Origin of the sequence: Sphingorhabdus sp. (assembly GCF_044374345.1) — a bacterium.
Lineage (GTDB): Bacteria > Pseudomonadota > Alphaproteobacteria > Sphingomonadales > Sphingomonadaceae > Sphingorhabdus_B.
This window is the reverse complement of sequence record NZ_JBILOS010000079.1, coordinates 1-9,257: the sequence shown is the minus strand read 5'-3', so window position 1 is coordinate 9,257 and position 9,257 is coordinate 1. Positions and strand designations below refer to the sequence as shown.

At 58.8% G+C, this 9,257-nt stretch carries 10 protein-coding genes; 9 read left to right on the top strand and 1 reads right to left on the bottom strand.

Annotated features, from left to right (window positions below):
- From tgt to ACIQ5B_RS08520, 8 genes are all read left to right on the top strand, one after another.
- The coding region (tgt, locus tag ACIQ5B_RS08555) for a tRNA guanosine(34) transglycosylase Tgt (protein WP_397598638.1) at nucleotides 1-792 on the top strand (792 nt) is incomplete at its 5' end.
- A 4-nt stretch (nucleotides 793-796) separates the two neighbouring features.
- Nucleotides 797-3,481 (top strand): bifunctional [glutamine synthetase] adenylyltransferase/[glutamine synthetase]-adenylyl-L-tyrosine phosphorylase, encoded by a 2,685-nt coding sequence (locus tag ACIQ5B_RS08550; RefSeq protein ID WP_397598637.1) that lies wholly within the window; start codon nucleotides 797-799, stop codon nucleotides 3,479-3,481.
- 13 nt (nucleotides 3,482-3,494) lie between these two features.
- On the top strand, nucleotides 3,495-3,956 hold the full coding sequence (locus ACIQ5B_RS08545) for a peroxiredoxin (protein WP_397598636.1): 462 nt from the start codon (nucleotides 3,495-3,497) through the stop codon (nucleotides 3,954-3,956).
- A gap of 330 nt (nucleotides 3,957-4,286) precedes the next feature.
- Nucleotides 4,287-4,445: a hypothetical protein gene (locus ACIQ5B_RS08540; RefSeq protein ID WP_397598635.1), complete on the top strand. Its 159-nt coding sequence runs from the start codon at nucleotides 4,287-4,289 to the stop codon at nucleotides 4,443-4,445.
- Between the two features lie 168 nt (nucleotides 4,446-4,613).
- Nucleotides 4,614-5,282, top strand: a complete 669-nt coding sequence (locus ACIQ5B_RS08535; protein ID WP_397598639.1) for a M23 family metallopeptidase — start codon at nucleotides 4,614-4,616, stop codon at nucleotides 5,280-5,282.
- A 109-nt stretch (nucleotides 5,283-5,391) separates the two neighbouring features.
- A complete protein-coding gene (locus ACIQ5B_RS08530) occupies nucleotides 5,392-5,727 on the top strand; it encodes a HesB/IscA family protein (protein WP_397598634.1) in 336 nt (111 codons plus the stop codon).
- 32 nt (nucleotides 5,728-5,759) lie between these two features.
- The gene (gene xth, locus ACIQ5B_RS08525) at nucleotides 5,760-6,533 is read left to right on the top strand and encodes an exodeoxyribonuclease III (protein ID WP_397598633.1); all 774 of its coding nucleotides are present in this window, start codon (nucleotides 5,760-5,762) and stop codon (nucleotides 6,531-6,533) included.
- Nucleotides 6,534-6,596: 63 nt separating this feature from the next.
- Entirely contained in the window at nucleotides 6,597-6,947 is a 351-nt protein-coding gene (locus tag ACIQ5B_RS08520) for a hypothetical protein (protein WP_397598632.1), read from the top strand.
- Between the two features lie 4 nt (nucleotides 6,948-6,951).
- On the opposite strand, the gene ACIQ5B_RS08515 is transcribed toward ACIQ5B_RS08520, so the two are convergent.
- Complete coding sequence (locus ACIQ5B_RS08515) at nucleotides 6,952-7,476, bottom strand: TetR/AcrR family transcriptional regulator (protein WP_397598631.1); 525 nt, start codon at nucleotides 7,474-7,476, stop codon at nucleotides 6,952-6,954.
- Nucleotides 7,477-7,569: 93 nt separating this feature from the next.
- On the opposite strand from ACIQ5B_RS08515, the gene guaA reads away from it, so the two are divergent.
- Nucleotides 7,570-9,144: a glutamine-hydrolyzing GMP synthase gene (gene guaA / locus ACIQ5B_RS08510; protein WP_324478616.1), complete on the top strand. Its 1,575-nt coding sequence runs from the start codon at nucleotides 7,570-7,572 to the stop codon at nucleotides 9,142-9,144.
- The last annotated feature ends 113 nt before the right edge of the window (nucleotides 9,145-9,257 follow it).

The window sequence follows — 9,257 nt, the reverse complement described above, 5'->3', positions numbered from 1 at the left end:
AGCCATCTCGACGGGTCGAAACATATGCTGTCGCCCGAACGCTCGATGGAAATCCAGCGGCTTTTGGGCTCCGACATTGTCATGGCGTTTGACGAATGCCCCGCCAATGGCGTGAGCCGCGACGAAGCGATCAAGTCGATGGAATTGTCGATGCGCTGGGCCAAGCGTTCACGCGACGGGTTCGACAGCGGCGGTGAACATGCCGCGCGCGCGGCCTTATTTGGCATTCAACAAGGGTCATTGGACGAAGAATTGCGCAAACGGTCTGCCGATGCGCTGATCGACATTGGTTTTGATGGCTATGCCGTGGGCGGCCTTGCGGTGGGTGAAGGGCAAGAGGCGATGTTTGGTTGCCTCGATTATGCGCCCGACCAATTGCCCGCCGACCGGCCACGTTATCTGATGGGTGTGGGCAAGCCCGACGACTTGGTGGGCGCGGTTGAGCGCGGCATCGACATGTTCGATTGCGTCCTGCCCACCCGCTCTGGCCGCAACGGGCAAGCCTTTACCCATCACGGCCCCATCAACATTCGCAATGCGAAATTTGCCGAAGACCAAGGGCCGATTGACGACCAATGCACCTGCCCGGTGTGCGCAACATGGACCCGCGCCTATGTCCATCACCTGATCCGGTCGGGCGAGATTTTGGGCGCGATGCTGATGACGCAGCATAATCTGCATTATTACCAAATGCTGATGGCTGGAATGCGCGCGGCGATATCGCAAGGACGGTTCGCGACATTCGCCTCCGATTTCCGGCGGGATTATGTCCGCGGAAAAGATCAGGGTTGAAACCATGACGCGCGTCGCAGCAGCCATCGCACGCGCACAGGCCAACAGTCCGTTTCTTGCCGGATTGATGGACCGCAACCCCGAATTGATGGCGATGGTCGCAGCGGGCGAATTTGACGCGGCGCTTGTGCAATCCCTTGCCCGAACGGCGGACAATATCGGCACCGCTTTGCGCCAACAGCGGCAGGGCGTCGCGCTTGTCACCGCGATTGCCGACCTCGCCGGCGTTTGGGACCTCAGCCGCGTCACAGGCATTCTTTCCGACTTTGCCGACCATGCGCTCGACCAAGCCATATCTGCCGCCATCGAAGAACGCGTGCCCGGCGCGCCCAATCAAGGCTTTGCCGTCATTGCGCTGGGCAAACATGGCGGACGCGAGCTGAATTATTCGTCGGACATTGACCCGATTTTCCTGTTCGATCCCAAAACCCTGCCCCACCGCGAACGTGACGATGTGGCAGAGGCTGCGGTGCGCTATGGCCGCCGCGTCATCGAACTTTTGTCCGCATTGGATGGCGACGGATATGTCTTTCGCGTCGACATGCGGCTGCGGCCATCGCCGGAGGTGAGCCCGATCGCCCTGCCCGTCGAAGCGGCCATCGGCTATTATGAATCGAGCGCGCTGGCGTGGGAGCAAGCGGCGTTCATCCGGTCGCGGGTCTGCGCGGGCGACCGCGCGCTCGGCGCATATTTCCTAAACGCCATTCAGCCGTTTATCTGGCGCAAATCGCTCGATTTCGGGCAATTGAAGAACATCACCGCAATGACTGCGCAAATCCGGGACCATTATGCCAAGGGTCAGAAAATGGGCCTTGGGTTCGACCTGAAACGTGGTCATGGCGGGATTCGCGAATGTGAATTTTTCGCGCAGGCGCATCAGCTGATCCATGGTGGACGCGATCCTGTGCTGCGTGTGCCCGACACCCGCGAGGCGCTGACACGGTTGGCGGCGGCTGGGCCGATTAGCCCGCAAGAGGCGGAGACATTATCATCGGCCTATGAACAATTGCGGACATTTGAACATCGTCTGCAAATGCACAGCGACCGGCAAACGCACGAGATACCGCAGAACCGCGAAACCGCCGATGCCGTCGCGCGCTTGCATGGGCTGTCGGACGCCGACGCGTTGATTGACGCGATCCGCCCAGTCACGGAACAAGTCGCGGCGATTTACGACCGGATGGTGGACGCAGGCGGCAGCGAAGGGCCGCGCATGGCCGACGAAGGCCTGCCGCTCGAAGAACAATTGACCGATCTTGGCTATACCGACCCCGCCGCCATCATGCAGCGCATGGCCCGGTGGCGCAGCGGCAAGATTCGCGCGATCCGCAGCGCATCGGCGCGTGACGCATTTGAGGCCGTCCTGCCCGCGATCATGAAAGCATTGGCGCTGGCCCCCGATTCCGACCGTGCCATCGCGCGGTTCGAAAATATGATCGAGGCGATACCCAGTGCCATCAACGTCTTCCGCTTGCTGGAGGCGCGGCCCGGGCTGTTGCATTTGGTCGCCAATATATTGAGCTACGCGCCGACGCTGGCCGACGATCTTGGCCGGCAGAGCCGCTATCTGGACGCGTTGATTGACACGAGCGCGATGAACTTGCCCGGCGACATGGCCGCTTTGCACGACGCAATGGCGCGCCGGATTGGCGATGCCGATTATCAATCCATGCTCGACATAGTCCGCGATTATGTTGGCGAAAAACGCTTTGCACTGGGCGTGCAGTTGATTGAGGGCCGAAGCGACGCAAGCGACATCGCGCGCAGCTACGCCCATTTGGCGGAGGCCGCGTTGCAGACGCTGACCGCCGCGACGGTCGCCGAATTTGAAAAAGCGCATGGCCGCATTGACGGCGGCGAGCTGGTCATTTTGGCATTGGGCCGATTGGGCGGAGAGGCGCTGACGCATGCGTCGGACCTTGATCTGATCTTATTGTTCACCGGCAACAATCTCGCCGAATCCAATGGGCCGCGTGCCTTGGGCGCGACGCAATATTTCAACCGGCTGGCGCAGCGCGTGATTGCCGCGATGTCGGTGCCCACCGCATCGGGCGCTTTATATGAGGTCGACACAAGGCTTCGGCCATCGGGCGCGGACGGGTTGCTCTGCGCGTCGGTGAAAAGCTTTGACCAATATCAGCGCGAAAATGCGTGGACATGGGAGCATATGGCACTGACGCGGGCACGCGTGCTGTTCGGCTCCGCCGATGCCCGTGCGCAGGTGGGCGCTATTGTCGCGGATGTGTTGCATGGCCAACGCGACCCCGAAAAGCTGCGGTCGGACATCGCCAGCATGCGCAAGGATATGGCGGCGCATAAGCCGCCCAAGGGCGAACTGGATGTGAAGCTGTTGCCCGGCGGCTTGGTCGATATGGAGTTCATTATTCACCGGCTTCAGTTGGAAACACATGATGGGTTAGTGCCGCAGCTTGGCCCTGCCATTGATGCGCTGGTGACAGCCGGGCATCTGCCCGCAGAATTTGCCACGGCCTATGCCTTGTTCGCGCGGCTGTTGGTCATGGTACGCCTCGTCGCGCCCGATTGCGCCACCCCGCCATTGGCCGCGCAGGCGTTGATTGCCGGCAGCCTTGGCTTTGCCGATTGGGATGGCCTGATGGCGGCGATTAGGGATTATCGCGGGGTTGTCATGCACGAATGGCAGCGGCTATTTGGACCACGCGATTTTTGAAAAGGAACCCAACATGACCGATACCAACGACACCCTGCCCGACGTCACGGTTGCGGATAGCGCAGGAAATGCGGTCAATCTGGCGGCGCTGAAAGGCCCGCTGGTGCTCTATTTCTATCCCAAGGCGGATACGCCCGGTTGCACCAACGAAGCCAAGGATTTCACCGCACTGTCGGCGGATTTCGCCGCGCTCCATTGCCCCGTCTACGGCATGTCCAAGGACAAGCCCGCCAAGCTTGCCAAATTTGCGGCGAAATATGAACTCAATGTCACGTTGCTGTCCGACGAAGCCAGCGATGCCACCGAGCAAATGGGCGCTTGGGTCGAAAAATCGATGTACGGCAAAAGCTATATGGGCATTGACCGGTCAACCTATCTGGTCGGCAAAGACGGCAAGGTTGCGCAGGTCTGGCGCAAGGTAAAGGTCAAGGACCATGCCGCAGAGGTTTTGGCCGCGGCCAAAGCGCTGGGCTGAGCGCAGCAAGGCATATTATAAAACCGTAGCCCTGAGCCTGTCGAAGGGCGGTTACCTTTCTCTCAAATCCGTCATGCTGAACTTGTTTCAGCATCTTACTTCTTCAATCCGTCTGGAATTAAGACCCTGAAACAAGTTCAGGGTGACGGGAGTTGGAACGGACGGTTTACCGTCCAACCCTCATCCTGCCTCAGGGCTGCGGTCAGTTGAAGCGGGTAGCGTGCGACCAACGGACGAATCGAAACGCCAACCGATTCGGTGACCGGTCGGACGTTCCATCGCCCCAATAATCACGAAATTTCGCGGGTCTTGGCGGGAACAAACGGGTGTATGACGCGTTGTTCCGAACGCCAGATATTGCCCAAGCCAGTTTGGAAATTGTCGGGAAACCGCCACTTTAGTGAACCGTTGAACGCGCCATTCAACGACTCAACGCATTTGAGCGGCGGTTTGTCCCGCGATTATGACCGGCATGTTGCATTCGTTTGAGCCATCGGACACCACCATTTTCGTAATGGGGGGCAGATCCCCTGTCTTGGTCAAACTTCTGAACTGCGTAAAAGCGCGGGTCGCATCAAAAGGTAAAGTCTCATTATGGTATCCAGCGCTTTGGCACATTGCCAATCACTGATCCTTAAAGCTGTACCTGCTTTGGTAATGGTCGCCGCTTTCACAGCAGCAACACCATCATTCGCCAACTCAGCCGCCGCGTCGTCAGATACGTTCCGTATTTCACCAGAAGATTTGCGCGCGAGCCAGAGCGCACTTGGCGTGTCGGACCCTGAATTCCGCGCGTTGAACGACAGCTGGGGCCGCATCAACGGCACCGCAACCAAGGTTGCAGTTGCCGTTCCATCGATCAACCCAGTGGACATCATGAAATTCTCCAGTGGCTTTGGTTATCGCAACGCACCGACGCGTGGCGCCAGCCGCAACCACAAGGGCATCGATATTCCCGGCGCCATCGGCACACCGATTTACGCTACAGCAGATGGCTTCATCGGCCGCGCGGAATGGGTTGGCGGTTACGGCAAATTGGTCGAAATCAACCATGGCAACGCGGTGCAGACACGTTACGGCCATTTGTCGGCGATGAATGTTACGCCAGGTCAGCGCATCCGCAAGGGCGACATTCTGGGCTATATGGGCTCAACTGGCCGCTCGACCGGAAGCCACCTGCATTATGAAGTCCGCATTGCCGGTGAAGCGATCAACCCGGTGGCATTCCTGTCGCCCGTGAAATCTGATCCAAGCAACGCAAAAATCTTGCTTGCTGCAAAAACTGTTGATAGCACTGCCATCGGCGGCCCTGCTGACGGCGAGTAAGCAGACAGGCCAAACGCATCACCTTTGGGAGAGGGTGTAATCTTGGGGGCTGGCGCGGAATACTGCGCCGCCCCTTTTCTTTAACTGCTGCATGGCCTACATATCCTCTATGAGCGAAATTGAAGCCATTTCCATGACCGCCAATGCCGCGCGCCGCGTGGCCGAGATTGCAACCAAGCTTGGAAAAGATCCGGTGCTGCGGTTGTCGGTGGAAGGTGGCGGCTGTTCCGGCTTTCAATATCGTTTCGGCCTTGCCGACAGCGTTGAGGCGGATGACATCACCGCACAAGGCGAAGGCGCGTCTTTGGTCGTCGATCCCGTCAGCCTTGATCTGGTGCGTGGCTCTGCGGTGGATTTCGTCGAATCGCTTGGCGGCAAAAGCTTCAAGGTGACCAATCCACAAGCGCAGGCCGGTTGTGGCTGCGGCTCCAGCTTTTCGGTTTGATGCAATAGCCATGCGCGGCTAGGGTCGCGGGCATGCGTATTGCGACTTACAATATCAACGGCGTCAAAGCGCGCCTTCCCCGCCTGCTCGAATGGCTGGAAGAAACCCAACCCGACATTGCCTGCCTGCAAGAGGTCAAGTCGCAGGACGAAGGCTTTCCGGTCGAAGAATTTGAACGTGCTGGCTATGGCGCCATCTGGCACGGGCAAAAATCCTTCAACGGCGTTGCCATCCTCGCCAAGGGCACGCAGCCTGTCGAAGCGCAGCGCACCTTGCCCGGCGACCCCGAAGACGAACATGCCCGTTATCTGGAGGCGGATGTTTTCGGCATACGCGTTGCCAGCATTTATTTGCCCAATGGCAATCCGCTGCCCGGGCCGAAATTCGACTATAAGCTTGCGTGGATGAAACGCTTGTACGACCGCGCCGCCGAATTGTTGGCGGCGGAAATCCCTGCCGTGCTGGCGGGCGACTATAATGTCATTCCGCACACGCATGATATCTGGGCGCCAGCCGCGATGTTGGACGATGCCTTGCGCCAACCCGAAAGCATCGCGGCGTACCGTGCGCTTTTGGGCCAAGGCTGGACCGACGCGCTGGCGACGCATTATCCGCAAGGCGGCATTTGGACATTCTGGGATTTTCAGGCCGGCGCATGGCAACGCGACCATGGCTTTCGCATTGACCATCTTTTGCTCAGCCCCGTTGTCGCCGACCGCTTGGCATACTGCGGCGTGGATAAGGACCATCGCGGCCGTGAAAAGGCCAGCGATCACGCGCCGACTTGGGTGGAGCTGACGGATTAAAATAGATATTGTAGCAGTCGCTACATTTTGGTATCAGATTCCCACTATTATGGGGAGTTTGTCATGACCTTGTTTCGCCTTTTCCTCGTTGCCGTCATGGCCATCGTCGGCGCCTATACCAGTGTCACTATCGCCAATCATGGCATGGGCCTGTATCCGATATTTTTCGGTGACATTGCGGAGATGGCGTGGCCCGGGCAGTTCAATCTCGACTTTTTATTCTTTCTAATGTTTTCGGGATTCTGGGTCGCATGGCGTCACGAATTTACCGTGGCCGGGCTCATATTGGGATTTGCGGCCTTTAACCTTGGCGCGCCATTTTTGGCCGCCTATCTGCTCGTGCACAGCTATCGGACGAAGGGTGACGTTGCGGCCATGTTGCTCGGACCAAAGCGGGCAGAACGCGCGCGCTAAAGCGCTAAACGGCCTTGGCGTTTATATCGTCAAGGCCGATGCTTTTCAGGAACAGCATCCCTTCGATGCTGACCAGAAGCCGCGCGGCATCAATGTCGCGCTGCGCCTCGCTGTCCGATTGCAGCTGCGCCTTGCCCCATTCCAGAAATCCGCGGCCAATCTGTTCGCCCACCGCGCGGTAAAACGGGTCGCCCATCGCCGCGCGTGCCGCGACGTCAAGCCAGATCCGCATATAGGGCCACAGCGCATCTTCAAAAACGATACCCGCCAATTTGCGGCGCAGCGCATCCACGGGCAATGGTTCGGCGGCGGTGTGCGTGCTGATCATCTCCACCAGCTGCGCCGAAATCTGTTCCAACACCGCGGTGATGATTTCGGATTTGTCCTTGAAATAATATAGCAGCATCCGGTCGCTGGTGCCCGCAGCCTTGGCCAACGGACGCAGGCTCGACGCCGAAAGCCCTTGCGCAAGGACATAGGCGGTCAATCGCTCGATGATATCGGCGCGTTTGGTGTCAGGTTTTATCACCGCGACACTATAGCGCACCGAAACAGGTCAGGGCAAAGGGCAAAGTCACCGGGGTAACTGGACAGCGGCGGCGGCAATCACTATCGGCTGGCCATGCCTGAATCCAAAACACACGCCCACCCTTCCGATTCTATCCTGATCATCGATTTCGGGTCACAAGTGACTCAATTGATTGCCCGCCGCGTGCGCGAAGCCGGGGTCTATTCGGAGATTGCGCCATTCAATTCCGCCGAAGCCGCATTCGCACGCATGAAGCCCAAGGGCATCATATTGTCGGGCGGCCCCGCATCGACGACCAAAGCCGATTCGCCGCGCGCGCCGCAATGTGTTTTCGACAGCGGCCTGCCTATCCTTGGCATCTGCTATGGCCAACAAACCATGATGATGCAGCTGGGCGGCCATGTGAGCGAAGGCGACGGCGGCGAATTTGGCCGTGCGTTTATTGAGGTCGAAAAACCCTGCGCATTGTTTGACGGATTATGGGCGACCGGCGACAAGCATCAGGTGTGGATGAGCCATGGCGACAAGGTCACCAGCCTTGCCCCCGGCTTTGAAGTTGTCGCCACCAGCGACGGCGCGCCTTTTGCTTTTATCGCCGACGAAGCGCGGCAATATTATGGCATCCAATTCCACCCCGAAGTCGTGCACACCCCCGATGGCGCGAAATTGATCTCCAACTTCGTGCACAAAATCTGCGGTCTTGCCGGCGATTGGACGATGGCGGAATTCCGCGCGACGAAGATTGCCGAAATCCGCGCGCAAGTAGGGTCAGGCCGCGTCATTTGCGGGCTTTCGGGCGGTGTCGACAGCTCGGTTGCGGCGATCCTCATTCACGAAGCGATCGGCGCGCAACTCACCTGCGTCTTTGTCGACCATGGCCTGCTGCGCATGAATGAACGCGAACAGGTCGAAACCTTGTTCCGCGACCATTATAACATCCCGCTCGTCGTGGTGGACGCCGAAGAACGCTTCATGGCTGGCCTCGCGGGCGTCACCGACCCCGAAAAGAAACGCAAATTCATCGGCGGCGAATTCATCAACGTGTTTGAAGAAGAAGCGAAGAAAATCGGCGGCGCTGATTTCTTGGCGCAAGGCACGCTTTACCCTGACGTGATCGAAAGCGTCAGCTTCACCGGCGGACCTTCGGTCACGATCAAAAGCCACCATAATGTCGGCGGCTTGCCCGCACGGATGAACATGCAATTGGTCGAACCCTTGCGCGAACTGTTCAAGGATGAAGTGCGCGCCTTGGGCCGCGAATTGGGCCTGAATGACCAATTTGTCGGCCGCCACCCCTTCCCCGGCCCCGGCCTTGCCATCCGCATTCCGGGCGAAGTGACCAAGGAACGGTGCGACGTGTTGCGCAAGGCGGACGCCGTCTATCTCGAAGAAATCCGCAATGCAGGCCTATATGACGCGATTTGGCAGGCCTTTGCTGTGCTGCTGCCCGTCCGCACCGTCGGCGTGATGGGCGATGGCCGCACCTATGACAATGTCTGCGCCTTGCGCGCGGTGACGTCGACCGACGGCATGACCGCCGACATCTACCCGTTCGAAAGCGCCTTCCTCAGCCGTGTGTCGACGCGCATCATCAACGAAGTCAAAGGCATCAACCGCGTGGTCTATGATTATACATCAAAGCCACCGGGAACCATTGAGTGGGAATAAGGCTGAAACAGCCATGACCATCACCTACGAACCCGAACGCAACCGGTTCAACATGCCGACGGAGGCGGGCGATGCTTATGTCACCATCCGCTGGGACGGAGATGTCATGATAT